This window comes from Faecalibacter rhinopitheci (assembly GCF_015234135.1).
GTDB classification, from domain to species: Bacteria; Bacteroidota; Bacteroidia; order Flavobacteriales; family Weeksellaceae; genus Empedobacter; species Empedobacter rhinopitheci.
On record NZ_JADGIK010000006.1, the window covers coordinates 132,016 to 151,121 of the forward strand.

A 19,106-nucleotide genomic window follows, 5' to 3' on the forward strand; every position below is an offset into this window, starting at 1 on the left:
AAATAAAAAATAATGAATACAAAAACATACGCTGCTTTTAATGAAGTAGATCCTTTAGTTCCACATACTATAGAACGTCGTCATTTACATCCAAAAGATGTATTTATTGATATTAATTATTGTGGAGTTTGTCATAGTGATATTCATACAGTTAAAGGAGATTGGGGGAAGCCAAATTATCCTGTGGTTCCTGGACATGAGATTATTGGACGTGTAAAAGAAGTAGGAAATGAAGTAACTAAATTTAAAGTTGGAGATTTAGTAGGAGTAGGATGTTTGGTAGAATCTTGTCAACATTGTCATCCTTGCGATGAAGGTTTAGAACAATATTGTGAAAATGGTTCAACTGGAACGTATAATTCTAAGAACTCTAAATATGGTGGAATTACATATGGTGGTTATTCAGAAAATATTGTAGTAGAAGAAGGATTCGTATTAAGTGTTCCAGAAAATATCAATGCAGCAGCAGCAGCACCATTATTATGTGCTGGTATTACAACTTGGTCGCCATTACGTCATTGGAACGTACAAGCTGGAGATAAAGTTGGGATAGTTGGTCTTGGTGGATTAGGACATATGGGAGTTAAATTTGCGAAAGCAATGGGTGCTCATGTTGTAATGATTACAACTTCGGAAGCAAAAGGAGAAGATGCAAAGAAACTAGGAGCAGATGAGGTTTTAATCTCAAAAGATGCTGAGCAAATGCAAAAACACCGCAATACATTTGATTTCTTATTGAATACCATTCCGGTAAAACACGATGTTAATCCTTATTTACAATTATTAAAATTGGATAAAACAATGTGTATGGTTGGTGCAATAGAACCATTAGATGCAATTCACGGAGGTTTATTAATTATGAAACGTCGTAATTTAGCTGGATCATTAATTGGTGGAATTAAAGAAACACAAGAAATGTTAGATTTCTGTGGAGAACATAATATTGTATCCGATGTAGAATTAATTGATATCCAAAATATAAATCAAGCATACGAACGTATGATGAAATCTGATGTAAAGTATCGATTTGTGATTGATATTAAATCACTAAAAGAAGGATAGAGATATAAAATCTATAAATACAAAAAGCCACTCCTTAGAGTGGCTTCTTCATATTTAAGAATAAGAATTATTTAACTTCTTCAGTAGTTGTAGCAGCAGAATCTACTGTTACATTTTCTACAGAATCTGCTGCAGTTTCAGGAACTTCAGTAATTACTGTATCAACTTCAGCGTTTAATGAATCAACTGTAACTTCAGTTTCAGTAGTTTCAACTTTAGTTTCTTCTTTACAAGAAATAACTGAGAATGATAATGCAGCGATAGCTAATAATGCGAATTTTTTCATTTGACTAATCTTATATATTTACGTATTTATTATTTTGTTGTTTCAGTAGTAGTTGTAGTAGTTTCAACTTGTACTGGAGTTTCTGTAACTACTGTAGAATCAGTAATTATATTGTTTACAGTATCTACAACCGTAGTTGTTTCTGCAGTTGTTAATGTATCTACATTTTCAACAGAAGTTTCAGTAGTTTCAACTTTAGCTTCTTCTTTACAAGAAATAACTGAGAATGATAATGCAACGATAGCTAATAATGCAAATTTTTTCATAATTATAATTTTTTATTTTTTTAAAACTAATAACAAACCATTTGTTTGATTTGATGAGTCAAAGTTATTGTAGTTCAGTAGTTTTATGAAGTATAATACTTGTAATGGCTTTGTATTTATTTTAACCTTATTTTACAAAAATCAAATTTCTGGCATTTCTCTATTTTCCTTGATTTTGTTAGAAATATTACTATTTTTGTTTTAATTGTATAACTAAATTTAAAACTTTTGTAAATCGGAAAATATTTTACAAAAAGCTATAAACTAGATAAATAACCATTTATATTGAGCAAATTTACAGACATAGAAATTTTTGAAATTCTGAAAAAATCAATTAGCAATCGATTTTTAGAAGAAAATTCTGCTCAATCACCAGATATATCTCATTGGAAAGGACAAGAAATTGCCGTTTTTCAGGAAGATTTATTTAATAAGACAAAATCTACAGTAAGCGAGAAATGGTTTTATACGTATTTTAAAACTGATTTTAAAAAATTGCCTCGTATTGATATGCTTAATTTATTATCACAATATTGTGGATACAAAAGTTGGGCGCATTTTTTAAATGAGAAGGAAGTAGAAGTCTTTGGTAAGGTTGAGAAAATAAAAGAACCTATTGTTATTACAAGGCCAGAAGAAGATGATACTGACACTGCTCAACTTCAAAAAGATTCTATTGAAGCTATTCCTGAAAAGATACAAGGAAATTTATCCGATGATATTAAAGAATTTCCAAAAAAAGATATTAACTCTTCTACTAAAAAAATTGCTCTTATTACATCCATTGTAAGTCTAGTTCTGTTGGCAGCTATTGCTGCTTATATGTTTTTTTTCCAAACCAAGAATTATCAATTTTGTTTTGTGGATTCTGATCGCCAAACACTAGTTAAAAATTCGGTTGAGGTAACTATTTTAAGACAAGGATTTACCCCACTTTATTTAACTTCTAAAACGGGATGTATAGACTTTGAATCAAAGAGTGATACTATAAAGATGGTTGTTTCTACGCCTTATCATAAATTAGATACTTTTAGAGTTAATTTACATCAATATAGAGAACCAGAAAAAATCATTTTAGAGCCAGATGATTATAAAGTTATGCTTTATTATTATTCAAATTCTGCAAAGGATTTAAAGCAGCGTATTTCAAAACTAAATCAGATGATAGATGATAATGCTTTAATTTATCAGGTGTATGATAATGATTATTTTGGTGTAGAAATTTTAACTAAACAACAGTACATAAATCTAGTCTCTTTACCGACTACTTCGCTTAAGAATTATAACTTAATTGAGTCGGAAAGTAAAAATGGTAAAATCGTTAAACTAAAATTCAAAATTCAGCAAGATGAAGAAGATAATTAAAATGATAAACCTATGCTTGTGCATTATTTTATCGATTTGCCTCATTAATTCTTGTAAAAATGATACGACTTATGATGGAGATTACAATCCAGAAGTAATCAAAGGATATAAAAATGATGCTTCGACTTTGAATACAAAGATGGATTCTATCGAAGCTGTAAATTATATTTCCAAAAAGAAATTAAAAGAGTTTTACGAACTTTCAGCATTAGCTTCTAGTAATAATGATAGCGTACTCCAAGAACACTTAGTTGCACAATTAAGAAGTTTTTTCTCCATCAATCAATTGGATGAAGTAGATACATTATTAGTACAATTAAAACGAAAAAATGTGCATTTTGCTTCTATTGCAAAATTTAATATCATTCCTAATGATAGTTTGACACCAGATACTATTAAAAGAGCTGATTATACGTTGAATTTATTTAATAAAAATAAGAAACTTGTAGAGACAGTAAATAGAACTTCAGTCTTTGTACTAAAGCAGGAGCCAATCAAATTTAAAAGAGAATTTAAATTTTATTTCAAAACGTTGAATTATATAAATGATTCGATTCAGAATGATACCATTTCTTCAGGAGTTATAAGATAATCCAATGCAATATCGCCTTTATAGGCATCATCAATACTATCAATAGGTCTAAAATATGTTAGGCCTATTTTTTTTGTTTCTGGTCTACATCTGGCTAAAAATTTATCGTAATAACCACCCCCATAGCCTACTCGGTTTCCTTGTCTATCTGTTACAAACATTGGTACAAATACCACATCTATTTTATCAGAAGTAATTTCCATATAATCTGTAGGTTCAGGAATTTGTAGCGGACTTAGTCGAGTTGTAAATCCTGGTTCTACCTTACAGTTTATCATATCATTTTCAATAACTAAAGGTAATACAATAGTTTTTCCATTTTCCTGTAACCATTGAATAATAGGATAAGTAATAATTTCATTATTTTTATCTATCGGTAAAAAAATATGAAAAGTTTGATCTTCAGAAAAATTGAATTGTTTTATTTTTTCGAAAATTTGATTACTCATTTTTGCAACCTCATCTTTAGAAAATTGTTTTCTTAGATTTCTGTAATATTTTCTAGCATCAGATTTTAGCATTGGTATGGGATTAAAGCTCTAATTTATTTTAAATATTAGAATAAAAAAAGTCATCAATTGCTTGATGACTTTTAATTTTTATATTGAAATGTATTAAATCTCTTTTACGGATATAATATTTACAGGACAAGCTTTCGCAGCACGATCGCAATTATCAGCAATACTATGATCAGGATCTTTTAAAGTATGAAACCCCTTTTTATCTGTTGATTTTAAAAGCACAGATTTCCCATCTTTTTTAGACATACGGAAACGTTCTGGTGCTAATTCGTAACAATAGTTACAACCAATACATTTGTCGCGTTGTAGCGTTATAATTACCATTTATGTAAATTATTAATGAGAATATGTTTCTTCTTCTACATTATCTTTCGCTCCAATTGGCTCTTCTTTAACTAATTTATATAATTTATCTGAAGGACGAATTCTAAATTCCATCGGAATTGTAATACTATCACCTTTTGTTGCAATCTCAGATTTTACATCTTCAACCATCATCTCAGTTACAATCATTTCTTTTGCACCAGTTGTAGGACCAGTAACTAAGATTAGATCACCAACTTTTAAATCATACGCATCAATAACGAATTGACCAATATTAGCTTTAGGGAAAAAGTGAACTCCTTTACCTATATAAACTTTTTTCTGTGTTGCCATAGAACCTGGAACTGCAGACCATTCTCCTAATTTTTGCCCTAAATAATATCCAGACCAGAAACCACGATTATATACTGTTTGTAATAATCCCATCCAGTAATCGATTTTCTCTTGAGAGAATGTACCATCAGCCAAAGCGTCGATTGCCTCGCGGTAACAACGAATAACTGTTGCAACATATTCAGGAGAACGTCCACGACCTTCAATTTTTAATACTTTAATTCCAGCATCTGTTACCTGATCTAAGAATTCCATAGTACAAAGATCCTTAGGCGACATCATATATTCGTTATCTAATTCGATTTCGAAACCTGTTTCCTGGTCGATAACAGTATATTTTTTACGACAATTCTGTTTACAAGCACCACGATTTGCAGAAGAATTGTGAGAGTGTAAGCTTAGGTAACATTTACCTGATACAGCCATACATAATGCACCATGTCCGAAAATTTCAATTTCTACTAAATTTCCACTTGGTCCACGTACTTCTTCTTTTTCAATCTGTTCTGCAATCTTTTTAACTTGTTTCAAGCTTAACTCACGAGACAATACCATTGTATCTGCAAACATCGCGTAGAATTTTACAGTTTCAATATTAGTAACGTTAATTTGAGTTGAGATATGAACTTCCATCCCGATTTGTCTCGCATAAGCAATAACAGATTGATCCATAGCAATAACAGCTGTAATGTTAGCTTGTTTTGCTTGATCTAATAATGTTTTGATTAAAGATAAATCGTGATCGTATATAATTGTATTTAATGTAAGGTAAGAACGCACACCTTTTTCTTCACAACGTCTAACGATTTCTGGTAAATCATCCATTGTAAAGTTGATTGATGCTCTCGCACGCATATTCAACTGATCAACACCGAAGTATACAGAATCAGCCCCGTTGTCTAATGCAGCCTGTAATGATTCGAAGTTCCCAGCGGGAGCCATCAATTCTATTTTTCCATCTTTGGTCATACGAAAATTCTGATTTTAAGGTGCAAAGGTATAAAAAAATGAAGGAATTATATAATGAATTAAAATTGAGAATGTTAATTTAAATCTAAGGTTTATAAAGTTTTAACCAATTATGAGTGATTGTTTTAAATATTAAGGAATAATAACTAGATGAGATATTATATGATTTGCGAAGAAATTTTATCTTAATTTTGCATTATGCAAATAGAAAGTCTTCAGAATCCAAAAATAAAAAACTTGCTGAAATTGCAAGAGAAATCAAGGGAACGTAAAAATCAAGGGTTGTTTATTGTTGAGGGAACTCAAGAAAATCAATTAGCAATAAATGGTGGTTACGAGGCTGTTGAAATTTATATTTGTGAGGAAATTTACGATGCGAATATTAAGTTTGGTAATCCTAGACGTTTCGAAATATCAAAACAGATTTTTGAAAAATTAGCTTATCGTAAATCTACTGGTGGAATTATCGGTGTGTATAAAACAAAATCATCGGATTTAACAGAATTAAATCTACCAGAAAATGCATTAGTTGTTGTTTTAGAAGCTGTAGAAAAACCAGGAAATCTTGGTGCAGTTTTGCGTACTGGTGATGGAGCAAAAGTAGATGCTGTAATAGTTTGTGATGAAACTGTGGACTTCTTTAATCCAAATGTGATTCGCTCATCAGTAGGAACTTTATTTACAAATCAAATTGCATCTGCATCAAAAGAAGATGTTTTAGCTTATCTACAAGGCAGAAATATTCAAGTTGTTTCTACTTTCCTACGTGATGAAACAATTAGTTTATATGAAGCAGATTTCACCTCTAGTTCAGCGATTATTTTAGGAACAGAAGCAACAGGTTTATCAGACTTTTGGGCAGATAACTCAGCTGCTTTAATTAAGATTCCAATGCTTGGATTTGTGGATTCTTTAAATGTAAGTAATGCTGCAGCAATATGTGTATACGAAGCAGTAAGACAGAGAAGTTAATCAGAATGAAATATATTAAAAAAGCCTTCAATTATATTGAAGGCTTTTTTTTAAGTTTATTTTTTAATTCTTTTTAATAACTTCTTATACCAAGGTAATTCTTTATTAGAATTATACCCATATCCATATCCGTACCCATATCCATACCCGTAGCGATATCCATATCCGCGTTGTGCATCAACATCGTTAATGATTAACTTCATGTTATTTAAAATATTTTCAGTATACATCTGTTTAGGAATTTCCATCACATTTTTATCAGTATAATTTGCACGAGAGATATATAAAGTTAAATCAGCATTATCAGCAATTAGTACGGTGTCTGTAACTAGATTTACAGGCGCAGTATCTACGATGATATAATCATAATGTTGCTTTGCGTTAGCAATCATTTCTGAAAAACGACCATTCATTAATAATTCCGCAGGATTAGGTGGAATTGCCCCAGCATTTATAAAGTCGAAATTAAAATTATTAGGTTGATTAATAATAATATCATTAAACTGTACTTCGTTATCAGCTAAGAAATTAGTTAATCCTAAAGATTTTTTTGTAACACCTTCTAGATCTAAATATTCTAAAATTTTAGGATTTCGGATGTCAGCTCCAATCAATAAAACGCGTTCTTTAGTAAAGGTAAATATTTGGCTTAAATTTGTTGCTATAAAAGTTTTTCCTTCTCCAGATATAGAGGATGTAACGAAAATAACATTTCCTTCCTTCTTATTTTTATTAATAAAGAAATTGATATTAGTTCTCAGCATACGGAAAGATTCCGCAGTTACTGAGGTATCATTATTTTCGATTAGTTTAACTTTAGTATTTGGAATTTGACCAGCAATAGGTGCACCAACCAATTTTTCCAGATCTTCTTTGTTGTGGATTTTATTATTTAATAATTGGCGTAAGAAAATAAATCCAAACGGAATTGCTAATCCTAGAGCGAATGCTGCCATATAAATCATTTTTGAATTTGGAGATACAGGCGTTTTATTGCCGTAAGCACTATCTACAATTTTTATATGCTCAGGAGTAGATGCAGCTTTTATTTCAGATTCCTCTCTTTTTTGTAAAAGGAATAGGTATAATGCCTCTACAATTTGTTGTTGACGAGATATATCCTTAAAAACACGTTCTTGTGTAGGAATTTTAGAAATTCTATTATTTAATTCTGATTGTTTAGATTGTAATGATCCTACAGAAGTTTGAATATTGTTTCTGTATAATTTAAAACTATATTTTAAATTATTTTTTACATCGTTTATCTGCTTTTGGATTGTTTTTACATCATCATGATGTTCAGTAACATTTTTTAATTTCTCTTCTTTAGAAAGAATTAAATTATTGTATTGGGCAATACTACTTGTAATGGTAGCATCAGTAAGTCCTATATTCGTAGGCAATAGATTATCACGATTACTTTGTAAGGCATTATTCATGAAATCTACTAAAGAAAGCTGTGTGTTGTAGTCTAAAATCTTTTTGTCAGTATCAGATGCATTATTTAAGAATAATCCTGCTTCTGAATCTAAATTAGTAATTTTATTAGAAACTTTATAACTTTCTAAACTACGGTCTACACCTTGTAACTCTGCTGTTACAATCCCTAATCTCTCATTAATAAATTTAGATGTTGCTTGTGTAATTTTAGCATCGTCTGTTTTTAAATCATTATTAAATTCATTTACTAATTCATCAATAAAAAGGACAGCGCGATGAGGAACGTTATCTACAAGAGAAAGGTTAAGAATACGTGATCCATCACTAGAACCTGAAATCTGAATTTTATTCTTATATGAATTTACAACTGATATAAAAGGAGAGAAGCGAATAAGAAATTCTGACCCTATTTCATATTTTAGATCTTTAGAAGGATTAGGTAAAAGAATAAAATCACCTTCTGGGTGGTTTATCTTTTGTCCAAAATTATAAGTTTTTTCTTCTCCCTTTAAGGCATCAGAAAGAGTGTATTGTGTAGGGGAATTTATACGGATGTGATACTGTCCATATAATTTATCGCTGTTAGATGTTGCAGGGTTTATAAACTTAACCTCTATCGGAGATTCTTTTCCAAAAACTTCAATTTCTTTAATTCGTCCAATACGAGTGTAAGAAATATTAAGGTTATGATGATCTACAACTTTGGAGATGATTCTCCTAGATTTTATAATTTCTATTAAATCGGATAAATCCGCATCTACATCTCGCTTAAGGATATTATTATCTAACGCAGCTAATTCAATATTTTTAGTGCTCTTGTCATTTACTAAAACCTTTGCAGAAGCAGCATATGTTCTAATCGCATATTTTAGATACGTATGCGCACATCCAATTGTTATTAGTAATCCAATCGCAAATAAATACCAATATTTAATGTATGGAAAAATGATTTCTCGAATATTGAATGATTCATTCGAATTTATTCCGAAATCAATTTCTTTATTATTTTCCATTTTTATAATCTTGTAATAATAGTTGTTAAAGAAAGTAGTACGCCTATAATACTTGCTACAATTGTTATAGTTTTGGTACTTGATGCGTTCTGAATAGCAGATTTATTTGGCTCTACGTAAATAACATCATTTTGAGCTAAGTAGTATACAGGAGAATTAAAAATTTCTTTAGAAGTTAGATCTACACGATGAGACTCAATTTGTCCTTCTGTATTTCTAATTACCATAATGTTGTTTCTAACTCCATTAATTTTTAGATCTCCCGCTAATCCGATAGCATCAATAATTGAAATTTTCTCTGAAGATAAAACTTTTGTTCCTGGAGTATTTACTTCTCCTAAAACCGTAATTTTAAAATCAGCAAATGCTACATTTACAGAAGTATTTTTTATATAAAAAGATACTTTTTCTTGTATTAGTTTTTGAGATTCTATACGAGTTAATCCTTTTACAAATATTTTCCCCAAAATAGGCATATCAATTTCCCCATTTTCATCTACTATATAAGTACGGCCTTCTGTATCATTTGTAGATGAACTTTGTAGGTTAAAAGGAGTAGTTGTAGTTGCATCTGATGCATATACACTTACTTTTAGTTTGTCGTTTATCTGAATCTTAGGTGTGTTTTCTTGAACAAATGTACTTATGTTCTGAGAGTCATTAAAATACACAACATCTTCTCTTTTTGCACAAGAAAAAATGATGAATGAAAATAGGATGAGGTATAACTTATTTTTTAAATTGATTTTCATGCTTTATGATCTAAAATTTCGAATTTTGAATTTTGTGATTTAAATTCAGGTACTATATGCTTAATTTGTTGAACTAGTTCATTATTTTTTCGACTAATCTCTGTTAAGAGAGCAAAATCGCATAAATCATTTATTTTTTTAAATGTGTTTTCACATTTTGAATAATTAACTTTTGCAATCATTATTTTCTCGTGATGAGTTTTTATAGTATTTTCTCCATCGGCTAATAATTCTTCATATATTTTTTCGCCAGGTCGTAGACCCACCACTTTTATATCCATTTCCTCGGGATATTTGTATCCACTTAGTCTAATCATTCGTTTTGCTAAATCAAATATCTTCATCGATTCTCCCATATCAAAAACAAAAATTTCTCCATTTTTACCCATAGTTCCTGCTTCCAATACTAATTGGCATGCTTCCGGAATTGTCATAAAATAACGAGTTATTTCAGGATGTGTCACAGTTAAAGGTCCTCCTTCTTCCATTTGTCTTTTAAATAAAGGAATAACAGATCCGTTGGATCCTAGTACATTACCAAATCGCGTTACAATATAAATAGTATCAGACAAAGCATTAAGACAATTGACATATATTTCAGCGCAACGTTTAGTCGCTCCCATAACATTTGTCGGATTTACTGCTTTGTCCGTTGAAATCATTACAAATTTTTGTACACCATATTCATGAGCTAAATCTGCTATAATTTTTGTCCCTCTAACATTAGTATTTACAGCTTCGTAAGGAAATTTTTCCATCAAAGGAACATGTTTATAAGCGGCAGCATGATAAATATATTCAGGTCTGTAACGATTAAAAACGATTCTCATTCTTTCACAATCTCTTACATTACCAATAATATATTCAATATCATCTTTTTTAACCGATTTCATGCTTTGCTGTAGATCATATAACGCAGATTCAGCTGTGTCAACTAAAATAAGTTTCTTAAAATTTTTACAGGCTACTTGTCTTGCTATTTCACTTCCAATAGAGCCGGCAGCACCAGTTATTAATATTGTTTTACCTTCTAGCTCTTGGTCTACAATAGGATTATTCAATTTAATAGCATCTCTCCCTAGTAAATCATCAATTTTTAGAGTTTTGATTTGTTTAGTAGAATAATTACCATTTAACCAGTCTTTTATTGGGGGAACAATCTTAACTTTTATCGGATATTCAGTAAGTTTTTCTGAAATTTTAAGAAGCTGAGATTTATTGATTTTTTGGATAGAAATAATAACTTCATTAATATCATTTTCTTCAATAAATTCTTTTGTTAACGTAGATGAATGTCTTACTAAAATACCATTTATTTTTTTTCCAGCTAGCTTATAATCATCATCTATAAAAGAAAAAATATTAGAACTTGAACTTGGATCGTTATGTATCGCATTAAATGTTATGATACCAGAATTACCCGCTCCATAAATAATTGTTCTTTTTGCCTTCTTATTGTTAACTAAATAATGTGAGTATAAAGATTTATAAGTTGTTCTAGCAAAAACCATACTTACAGTAGTTACAAAAGAATGTATAAAAAGTACAGAATATGACAATCTATAATTGATAAATATAATATTCTCTGTATCAACTAAGTTTCTGATAAAAAGATTGATAGTTAATAAAATAAAAAAAGCAATAGAATTCACTAAAAAAAGCGTTTGAGCATCTTTTAGTCCTGTTTGCCTAATAATACCTTTATATGTTCCATATTTAAGGTAAAGTAAAAGATATATAAATATAATTAAAGGTAGCCTTTTAATAACATTTGAAAATTCAAAACTATCGGTAAAGCTATTAATTATAAAATTACTACAAATATATGCACTGCTTACAATGCATAGGTCAATGACTAAAATTACCCATCGAGGTAAATTTTTTAGTAATCCTCTTTTAGTGTTAGTGTTCATTAATTGTATTGATCGAAGTAGCAATTGTTGGTGTAATTGAACTTCAAAATCTTAATTGGTTAGTATGTTTAGGAAATTCTTTAAAAGAACGTTACAAATATCATAAAATTATGGTTACGTATTATATATTAATAATTTTTTATTTTAAATCAATTAATAAATTGACAAGATACATGCGTTAAATTAAAATCAAATTATCCTACTTTTTTTGATAGTTTTAACTAGATAAATTCTTTAAAAATAGTATTTTTGCACAAATATTCCCAAAACAAACATGGAACAACCAGCATTTCTTTTTTCTACACGTGGTTCAAGTGAATTATCAAAAAAAATCGCGGAACAATACGGCCAAGATTTAGGTAAATTAAACATCGTTGAGTTTAGCGATGGCGAATTTACTCCAGCATTCGAACAGCCAATACGTGGAGGTCGTGTTTTCTTAATTGGATCTACACACCAACCCACAGACAATTTAATGGAGTTACTATTAATGTGTGATGCAGCTAAGCGTGCTTCAGCAAAGAGCATTACAGCTGTAATTCCTTATTATGGTTTTGCTCGTCAAGATCGTAAAGATGCACCTCGTGTACCAATTGGTGCAAAATTGGTAGCAAAAATGTTAATGTCTGCAGGTGCAACTCGCGTAATGACAATGGATTTACACGCAGACCAAATTCAAGGTTTCTTCGAAATCCCTGTGGATCATTTATTTGCTTCTACTATTTTCGTAGAATATATTCAAAATTTAGGTTTAGACAATATTTGTATCGCTTCACCAGATATGGGAGGGGCAAAAAGAGCAAATACTTATGCTAAACATTTAAACGCTGATATTGTAATTTGTCATAAAGAACGTAAAGTCGCAAATCAAGTAGAGAATATGATGTTAATAGGTGAGGTAGAAGGTAAGAATGTAATCTTAGTAGATGATATGATTGATACAGCCGGAACTTTAGCCAAAGCTGCAGAATTAATAATGTCTAAAGGGGCAAACTCTGTACGTGCTATTGCTACTCACGGTGTACTTTCAGGGCCTGCTTACGAGCGCTTAGAAAATTCATTGTTAACAGAAATTGCTGTAACTGATAGTATTCCTTTAAAAAATACTTCTACAACTAAAATAAAAGTGTTATCTTGCGCATCGCTTTTCGCGGATGTTATGCATTTAGTGCATGATAATAAATCAATTAGCCAACGCTTTGTTATCTAGTTGATTACAGAAAAGAATTTTTAATTTTTATATAAAATAGTATTATGAAATCTATTACAATTCAAGGTGTAAAAAGAGAAAACGTAGGAAAAGTTGCTACACGCGAACTACGTAATGCTGAACAAGTACCTTGCGTAATCTACGGAGGAGCAGCACCAATTCATTTCTCAGCTGATGAGAAAGCATTCAAAGGATTAGTTTATACTCCAGAAGCTCACACAGTTTCTATCGAGTTAGCTGACGGATCTAAATTTGACGCTATCTTACAAGATATCCAATTCCACCCAGTTACAGATCGTATTATCCACGCTGATTTCTACCAAATGGACGAAAACAAACCAGTTACTATCGAAGTTCCTGTACGTTTAGTAGGTCGTGCTCGTGGTTTAGTAGCAGGAGGGGTTTTACGTTTTAACATGCGTAAAGTAAAAGTTCGCGCTATTCCAGCTAACTTACCAGATCAAATCGAGATTGACATTACTCCAATGAGAATTGGTCACAAAATGTATATCGAGTCTTTAAAGAACGAAAAATATACTTTCGCTCACCCAGACAATGCAGTAGTTGTAGCTATCCGTACTTCTCGTAATGCTATTAAAGATGCAGATTTAGATGAAGATGAAGCTTAATTAGCATCATAAAATATATCAAAAACCACCTCCTTAAAGAGGTGGTTTTTTTATTCTTAAATTTTAATAAGATAAATTTGTCCGAGATTAAAATATTTATATATTTGTACCATTAATAATAGAAGATAAAGAGATAATGTTTTCAAAAGCATGCGAGTACGGAATAAAATCGAGTATATACATTGCTCGTGAATCTATAAGTGGTAATCGCGTTAATTTAAAACAAATAGCTGCTTCTGTTAGTTCTCCCGAAGCGTATACAGCCAAGATATTACAACAACTTGTAAAAAGTGGAATAATAACTTCTGTTAAAGGAAAAATGGGTGGTTTTGAAATGAATCCAGATACTTTAAAAGACATTAAGTTAGTTGATATTATTAAGTCTATTGATGGAGATGGGCTTTATCATAGCTGTATTTTAGGACTTAATGAGTGTGACGCTAAGAAACCTTGCGCTCTGCATAGCAGAGTATTTACAATCAGAAAAAATCTTCAAAGAATGTTAGAAATTACAACAATGAATGATTTGATTGATGATATAGATAATGGTTTAGCTTTCCTTAAACACTAAAAAAAGGGAGAAAAAAATTTAAAATAAAATAAGACAAATTTATCCGAATAATAATTGTAAAAATGAAGTTACTTGCCGAAATCCAGAATTTAAATCAATTAGGTTATAAACCTAAGGCTAATTTAACTATTTATGATGCGTGTAAAAAACACCATAAAACATTATTTTTTTGTTTTAATATAAGAATGGGAATAGATTTTAATATTGAAATGAATAGAATAGTGGAATATGTGAATTGGTATGGCGAGAACATTCTTTTTCCTAAAATGAAGATAGAAGAAGAGCTTTTATTTACTGTATTAAATGAGGAACACTATTTAGTAAAACGTGCTTTGAAAGAGCATAGACGTATTCGTAGATTATTTAAAATAGGAACAAATCCTATGAAAAATTTAATCTATATAGAAGAAGAGCTAGACTTACATATTCGTTTCGAAGAAAAAAATATTTTAAATGAAGTTGAAAAAATTATATCTCCAAAGCAATTAAAAGATATAAAAGAAGCTTTAGATCTTTTACCTACAAATGCAATGTGGAAAGATCAATTCTGGATCAAGTAAGAACATATGCAATCCTATAATTTTTTAGATGATTTTTTGAGTAAATAAAAATTCTATTTGCAGTAAGAATTTTTATGTGTGGTAAAAAAATAGCCTTGCTAATTGCAAGGCTATTTTTATTATTTTATTATATTTATTTCGTAAATATAATCCCACTTTTTACCTGTAACTAACATGTTTTCCCCTTTAAAAGCAATTCCGTTTAGTACATCTGCTTGTGGATTAGTCTGTTTTGGTTTTAACTCACTTAGATCAATGATTCCTTTAACTTGCCCTGTTGAATAATCAATAGCAATAATAGAGTTTGTTTCGTATATATTAGCATATATCAAATCATCTTTAAATTCTAACTCATTCAAACGAGAATAAGCGTTTTTATCATCTACAGCTTGTATAGTTCTTTTGTAATTAAAGTCTTTATCAAAAAAGTGAATACGTTGAGTTCCTTCAGAAATGGCTAAATCTTTGCCAATCGTAGTTATTCCCCAACCTTCCATTACAATTCCTGGCATATTAAACTGAGCTTGCTTATTAAAATTTTGATCATATTTAAATCCTATACGATCTTGCCATGATAATTGATAAATAGTGCCGTCCAATTCCGTGATACCTTCTCCAAAAATATCATCAACTACTTTATATTCATTCTCTGTAGTTGTAGCTCCAAGTTGATATTTCGCTAAATAAGTCTCATTTCTAAGACCAGTTCCTTCGTATATATAGCCATCTTTATAATAAAAACCTTGCGTAAAATATTTGTTATTATGTGGATAGGTATTTACTATTTCATATTTCCATGGAGTAGCTGGAGCATCACCTAAAACTAAAAAAGTAAATTCTCTAGAATTTAATACTTCCGTGCCTTTTAAAAAATTGATTGTTATAGAATGATTTCCAAGACCAATTAAATCCTTAGTGATAGTAGATCCATTTGGAATTTCTTTTCCATCTACTACAACATTTATCTGATCAATATTTTCTAAATTAGAATAATTAATATCTAATTTATCTCCTAATTTAAATTGTTTAACACTTAATTCTTCAACAATTTCAGTGATAGCTGTATTATTTTTAGAGCCATCATCTTTACAAGAATACAGTAATGCTGAGGCTACAAGAGCCATCATAAATATTTTTTTCATTCAATAATTTTCTAAAGTCTAATAGAATAGTTTTTTAAATTCCTTTACAAATATATTATTTTGTACGGGTTGGATTAGCTTTTATAAATGAATCCCAACCTGTGTAAGCTTTTTGTTTGGTAGTTGTATTTCCTGAATTTAGAAAATGGCATACAGCTGCGGCTAATCCATCGGTAGAATCCAAACGTTTAGGCAACTCTTTTAGTCCAACCAAATGTTGTAGCATACCCGCTACTTGCTCCTTTGATGCATTTCCATTACCTGTAATTGCCATTTTAATTTTCTTTGGCGCATATTCTGTAATTGGAATTTCACGTGATAAACAAGCTGCTATACACACTCCTTGTGCACGTCCTAGTTTTAGCATAGATTGTGCATTCTGTCCCAAGAAAGGTGCTTCAATAGCTAATTCATCTGGATGATATTGATCAATTAAAGCAATGGTTTTTTCAAAAATGCGTTTCAATTTCATTTCATGATTCGGAAGTTTATTCAATAACAATTCATCAAGCGTAATTAACGAAATTTTATTTCCTACAACTTTTATCAATCCAAATCCCATCACATTTGTACCAGGGTCAACACCTAAAATGATTCTTTCCATCAGTACAAAAATACAATATTTTTTATGCTGAATTTCGACTTGCGTTAATGTTTCCGAATAATGAACGTGTAACCATCTGCTCGTATTTTTCTTTTAATTCACTTTCATGATGAATCTTGTCTAATGCATACTGCTGAATAGCTAATAAAGGCAATACAATTTTTTCGCGCATTAAGACAGATGCTTTATTGAGAGGTTCATCTTGCATTAATGTATCATATCCAGAAACTTCTAAAGTCATCGCCTTGGAAAGTTCAAACTCATCGTGTAAAATATTCCAAAATGGACCAAATTCTTTATCATTTTGCATATATGCAGTTAGCGGAAAATACGTTTTTTGCATGGCCATCATACTATTTTGAATTAACGTTCTAAAAAAAGCTGAACTATTAAATAAGTCTTTAACTTCATTTATTCTTCCCTGATTTTTTAAATCAAAAATTGCTGTTCCAACGCCAAAATATCCCGGAATGTTTTGTTTTAATTGGCTCCATGAACCAACAAATGGAATAGCACGAAGATCTTCAAATTCAAGTTCCTTATCGCCACCACGTTTACTAGGCCTACTTCCTATATTCGTTTTGCCATAATAATTTAACGTACTCATATTAATTAGATAAGGCATAAATGAAGGATGTGCTTTTAAATCTTCATATTTTTGATAAGAGATTTTAGCCAATTCTTCAATCAATGTACGCTCTTTTTCATCAATTATACTTTGGCTTGAAGAAAAAACTTCAGAATAAATCCCAGCTGAAAACAGCTGTTCAAAATTATGTTTTGCTTGTGGAATTGCTCCGTAATTCGAGGTAATGGTTTGGCCTTGTATTGTTAATTGGATTTGATGGTTTGCAATCGTTTTCCCTTGTGCAGCATAAAATTCATGGGTTTTTCCACCTCCACGTGCCGGAGGTCCACCACGGCCATCAAAGAAAATAACTTTTATATTATTCTCGTTAGACACATTGGTCAATATTTCTTTGGTACGATAAATTTCCCAATTAGCTTTTATGTAACCTCCATCTTTAGTTCCGTCTGAAAAGCCTAACATAATAGATTGGTTTTGATTTCTACGAGACAAATGATCTGCATATATAGGCAAATTATACAATTTATTCATAGTGTTTTCAGCTTCATCCAATCCATGAATTGTTTCAAACAATGGCATGATATCAAATTTGATTTCATCATGTTGATAACCACAAAATCTAAACAATGCATATACATTTAGTACATCGAAAATTGATTCTGAATTTGAAATAATGTATCGATTAACCCCTCGTTCACCGTTTTGTTTTTGGATTTGTTTTAACTGATAAATATTGCGAATTGTATCTACTACAATTTCATCCTCAAAATCGGTTGCATTTACGGTAAAAGATGGATTTATTAATATTTCAATGCGTTCTTCATCATTCAGTTCATTACAACTAATACCAGTATAAAATTCAATGATTGTATCAATAACTTTTTGATGAATTCTAGAATCTTGACGAATATCTAAAGATGCAAAATGTAATCCGAACAGTTTAATTCGACCAACAAAATCGTCCAAAGTATCTATAAAAATGGAGTTATGCTCATTGATTAAAGTTTGTCGGATTGTATATAATGGATTTAATAAATCATCCACTGTAATGCTACCTTTATCAGCAAACATTTCATGGTAAATAACTTTACTCAGATCCTCTAAAGGCTCAGCAATGTGTTTAAAAGTTAGGCGTCTACGAACAATTTTTAGATGATTATAATAGTTTTTTAAAATTGTAGTTCGTAATTCATTCGCCACTTTATATGTAATATCTGCTGTGACAAATGGATTACCATCACGATCGCCACCTGGCCAAAATCCTAACTCAATAAAAGATTTATATTTGTCTTGATTAGTACCAAAAAAAGTTTGATTAATATCGTTATTTAGTCGTCCAACCGTTTGGTAATAGACATTTCTTAAATAGTAAATAATTGATTGAGCTTCATCATATGGCGTTGGTTTTACTTCATTGATAAAAGGAGTTTTACCTAATTGTTGTAATAAAGAATCGATTGTAGAAATAGAATCCTGTTGAATGGCGTCTCTTAAATCTTGTATAATTTGTTGTACGTGTGTTGGATAAAATTGAGTTGGATGCGCTGTAAATACAATTCGAGTAGCAAAGTCTTGAAGTTTAGCTTTTACATCATCTAAGTTTCCTTGTTGTTGTGCTAATTGATACAAATTTGCAATGCTTCCTTTTCCATTTTCTGGATGTAAAGACGTAAATGCAGCATCTTCTATGGAATCAAATAATACGACTTGTCGCTCGATGTACTGAATGATTCGAAACATTAAGTCTATTCGTTCATCTTCACTTTTTAAAGAAGTATATTTTTCAAAAAAACCTTCGATAATCTCGTTGGGTGTTTTGCCTTCAGGAAATCCTTTTTGACTTTCAGAAAATAGAAATGGAATTAATGTACCAATGTTTTCCATCTTTTCGTAAGGTAAACTCATAAACAGACTATTATAAATCTGAAATTTGTTTTCTACAATTTGATGAAATTTATGCAGATATGGATTAGTATGTGTCATCGTGTTTGTT

Annotated in this window: 19 protein-coding genes; 8 read left to right on the forward strand and 11 right to left on the reverse strand. The window is 30.4% G+C overall.

Translation table 11 applies throughout. The features are described from left to right. Positions 1-12: 12 nt before the first annotated feature. Complete coding sequence (locus IM532_RS09980; RefSeq protein ID WP_194183312.1) at positions 13-1,062, forward strand: NAD(P)-dependent alcohol dehydrogenase; 1,050 nt, start codon at positions 13-15, stop codon at positions 1,060-1,062. A 67-nt stretch (positions 1,063-1,129) separates the two neighbouring features. Here the strand turns inward: IM532_RS09980 and IM532_RS09985 are convergent, their stop codons facing one another. Next, complete coding sequence (locus IM532_RS09985) at positions 1,130-1,348, reverse strand: hypothetical protein (RefSeq protein ID WP_194183313.1); 219 nt, start codon at positions 1,346-1,348, stop codon at positions 1,130-1,132. A 29-nt stretch (positions 1,349-1,377) separates the two neighbouring features. After that, positions 1,378-1,614: a hypothetical protein gene (locus tag IM532_RS09990; protein ID WP_194183314.1), complete on the reverse strand. Its 237-nt coding sequence runs from the start codon at positions 1,612-1,614 to the stop codon at positions 1,378-1,380. A 285-nt stretch (positions 1,615-1,899) separates the two neighbouring features. Here IM532_RS09990 and IM532_RS09995 point away from each other — a divergent pair, with 285 nt between their 5' ends. Together IM532_RS09995 and IM532_RS10000 are read left to right on the forward strand one after the other, a co-directional pair. After that, a complete protein-coding gene (locus IM532_RS09995; RefSeq protein WP_194183315.1) occupies positions 1,900-2,979 on the forward strand; it encodes a hypothetical protein in 1,080 nt (359 codons plus the stop codon). Then, positions 2,963-3,571 (forward strand): hypothetical protein, encoded by a 609-nt coding sequence (locus IM532_RS10000; RefSeq protein WP_194183316.1) that lies wholly within the window; start codon positions 2,963-2,965, stop codon positions 3,569-3,571. The genes IM532_RS09995 and IM532_RS10000 overlap by 17 nt, the downstream gene beginning before the upstream one ends. Here IM532_RS10000 and IM532_RS10005 read toward each other — a convergent pair. The 3 genes from IM532_RS10005 to IM532_RS10015 form a co-directional block, all read right to left on the reverse strand. After that, on the reverse strand, positions 3,535-4,092 hold the full coding sequence (locus IM532_RS10005) for a 5-formyltetrahydrofolate cyclo-ligase (RefSeq protein WP_194183317.1): 558 nt from the start codon (positions 4,090-4,092) through the stop codon (positions 3,535-3,537). The two genes, IM532_RS10000 and IM532_RS10005, sit on opposite strands and share 37 nt — an antisense overlap. Positions 4,093-4,185: 93 nt before the next feature. After that, positions 4,186-4,416 (reverse strand): ferredoxin, encoded by a 231-nt coding sequence (locus IM532_RS10010; protein WP_194183318.1) that lies wholly within the window; start codon positions 4,414-4,416, stop codon positions 4,186-4,188. Positions 4,417-4,428: 12 nt separating this feature from the next. Then, positions 4,429-5,718: a peptidase U32 family protein gene (locus IM532_RS10015; RefSeq protein ID WP_194183319.1), complete on the reverse strand. Its 1,290-nt coding sequence runs from the start codon at positions 5,716-5,718 to the stop codon at positions 4,429-4,431. A gap of 198 nt (positions 5,719-5,916) precedes the next feature. On the opposite strand from IM532_RS10015, the gene IM532_RS10020 reads away from it, so the two are divergent. Next, positions 5,917-6,690, forward strand: a complete 774-nt coding sequence (locus IM532_RS10020; protein ID WP_194183320.1) for a TrmH family RNA methyltransferase — start codon at positions 5,917-5,919, stop codon at positions 6,688-6,690. 56 nt (positions 6,691-6,746) lie between these two features. Here IM532_RS10020 and IM532_RS10025 read toward each other — a convergent pair whose 3' ends face one another. The 3 genes from IM532_RS10025 to IM532_RS10035 are packed head-to-tail and all read right to left on the reverse strand — an operon-like array spanning position 6,747 to position 11,808. After that, positions 6,747-9,143 (reverse strand): GumC family protein, encoded by a 2,397-nt coding sequence (locus IM532_RS10025; protein WP_194183321.1) that lies wholly within the window; start codon positions 9,141-9,143, stop codon positions 6,747-6,749. Between the two features lie 2 nt (positions 9,144-9,145). Beyond that, on the reverse strand, positions 9,146-9,895 hold the full coding sequence (locus IM532_RS10030; protein WP_194183322.1) for a polysaccharide biosynthesis/export family protein: 750 nt from the start codon (positions 9,893-9,895) through the stop codon (positions 9,146-9,148). Then, on the reverse strand, positions 9,892-11,808 hold the full coding sequence (locus tag IM532_RS10035; protein WP_194183323.1) for a polysaccharide biosynthesis protein: 1,917 nt from the start codon (positions 11,806-11,808) through the stop codon (positions 9,892-9,894). Before IM532_RS10035 ends, IM532_RS10030 begins: the two co-directional genes overlap by 4 nt. A gap of 274 nt (positions 11,809-12,082) precedes the next feature. Here IM532_RS10035 and IM532_RS10040 point away from each other — a divergent pair, with 274 nt between their 5' ends. The 4 genes from IM532_RS10040 (at position 12,083) to IM532_RS10055 (ending at position 14,778) form a co-directional block, all read left to right on the forward strand. After that, entirely contained in the window at positions 12,083-13,018 is a 936-nt protein-coding gene (locus IM532_RS10040; RefSeq protein WP_194183324.1) for a ribose-phosphate pyrophosphokinase, read from the forward strand. A gap of 44 nt (positions 13,019-13,062) precedes the next feature. Next, positions 13,063-13,647, forward strand: a complete 585-nt coding sequence (locus tag IM532_RS10045) for a 50S ribosomal protein L25/general stress protein Ctc (RefSeq protein ID WP_194183325.1) — start codon at positions 13,063-13,065, stop codon at positions 13,645-13,647. A 136-nt stretch (positions 13,648-13,783) separates the two neighbouring features. Continuing rightward, complete coding sequence (locus tag IM532_RS10050) at positions 13,784-14,218, forward strand: RrF2 family transcriptional regulator (protein ID WP_194183326.1); 435 nt, start codon at positions 13,784-13,786, stop codon at positions 14,216-14,218. 62 nt (positions 14,219-14,280) lie between these two features. Next, positions 14,281-14,778, forward strand: a complete 498-nt coding sequence (locus tag IM532_RS10055) for a hemerythrin domain-containing protein (protein ID WP_194183327.1) — start codon at positions 14,281-14,283, stop codon at positions 14,776-14,778. Positions 14,779-14,897: 119 nt separating this feature from the next. Here IM532_RS10055 and IM532_RS10060 read toward each other — a convergent pair whose 3' ends face one another. The 3 genes from IM532_RS10060 to IM532_RS10070 are packed head-to-tail and all read right to left on the reverse strand — an operon-like array spanning position 14,898 to position 19,096. Continuing rightward, the gene (locus tag IM532_RS10060; protein WP_194183328.1) at positions 14,898-15,920 is read right to left on the reverse strand and encodes a glutaminyl-peptide cyclotransferase; all 1,023 of its coding nucleotides are present in this window, start codon (positions 15,918-15,920) and stop codon (positions 14,898-14,900) included. A 55-nt stretch (positions 15,921-15,975) separates the two neighbouring features. Next, positions 15,976-16,524: a crossover junction endodeoxyribonuclease RuvC gene (gene ruvC / locus IM532_RS10065; protein ID WP_194183329.1), complete on the reverse strand. Its 549-nt coding sequence runs from the start codon at positions 16,522-16,524 to the stop codon at positions 15,976-15,978. 22 nt (positions 16,525-16,546) lie between these two features. Beyond that, a complete protein-coding gene (locus IM532_RS10070) occupies positions 16,547-19,096 on the reverse strand; it encodes a phosphoenolpyruvate carboxylase (RefSeq protein WP_228063709.1) in 2,550 nt (849 codons plus the stop codon). Between the last annotated feature and the right edge of the window lie 10 nt (positions 19,097-19,106).

Coding starts and splice junctions, on each gene's coding strand:
- IM532_RS09980 (WP_194183312.1), top strand. CDS start 13: ATGAATACAAAAACATACGCTGCTTTTAATGAAGTAGATCCTTTAGTT.
- IM532_RS09985 (WP_194183313.1), bottom strand. CDS start 1,348: ATGAAAAAATTCGCATTATTAGCTATCGCTGCATTATCATTCTCAGTT.
- IM532_RS09990 (WP_194183314.1), bottom strand. CDS start 1,614: ATGAAAAAATTTGCATTATTAGCTATCGTTGCATTATCATTCTCAGTT.
- IM532_RS10000 (WP_194183316.1), top strand. CDS start 2,963: ATGAAGAAGATAATTAAAATGATAAACCTATGCTTGTGCATTATTTTA.
- IM532_RS10005 (WP_194183317.1), bottom strand. CDS start 4,092: ATGCTAAAATCTGATGCTAGAAAATATTACAGAAATCTAAGAAAACAA.
- IM532_RS10010 (WP_194183318.1), bottom strand. CDS start 4,416: ATGGTAATTATAACGCTACAACGCGACAAATGTATTGGTTGTAACTAT.
- IM532_RS10015 (WP_194183319.1), bottom strand. CDS start 5,718: ATGACCAAAGATGGAAAAATAGAATTGATGGCTCCCGCTGGGAACTTC.
- IM532_RS10020 (WP_194183320.1), top strand. CDS start 5,917: ATGCAAATAGAAAGTCTTCAGAATCCAAAAATAAAAAACTTGCTGAAA.
- IM532_RS10025 (WP_194183321.1), bottom strand. CDS start 9,143: ATGGAAAATAATAAAGAAATTGATTTCGGAATAAATTCGAATGAATCA.
- IM532_RS10030 (WP_194183322.1), bottom strand. CDS start 9,895: ATGAAAATCAATTTAAAAAATAAGTTATACCTCATCCTATTTTCATTC.
- IM532_RS10035 (WP_194183323.1), bottom strand. CDS start 11,808: ATGAACACTAACACTAAAAGAGGATTACTAAAAAATTTACCTCGATGG.
- IM532_RS10040 (WP_194183324.1), top strand. CDS start 12,083: ATGGAACAACCAGCATTTCTTTTTTCTACACGTGGTTCAAGTGAATTA.
- IM532_RS10045 (WP_194183325.1), top strand. CDS start 13,063: ATGAAATCTATTACAATTCAAGGTGTAAAAAGAGAAAACGTAGGAAAA.
- IM532_RS10050 (WP_194183326.1), top strand. CDS start 13,784: ATGTTTTCAAAAGCATGCGAGTACGGAATAAAATCGAGTATATACATT.
- IM532_RS10055 (WP_194183327.1), top strand. CDS start 14,281: ATGAAGTTACTTGCCGAAATCCAGAATTTAAATCAATTAGGTTATAAA.
- IM532_RS10060 (WP_194183328.1), bottom strand. CDS start 15,920: ATGAAAAAAATATTTATGATGGCTCTTGTAGCCTCAGCATTACTGTAT.
- ruvC (WP_194183329.1), bottom strand. CDS start 16,524: ATGGAAAGAATCATTTTAGGTGTTGACCCTGGTACAAATGTGATGGGA.
- IM532_RS10070 (WP_228063709.1), bottom strand. CDS start 19,096: ATGACACATACTAATCCATATCTGCATAAATTTCATCAAATTGTAGAA.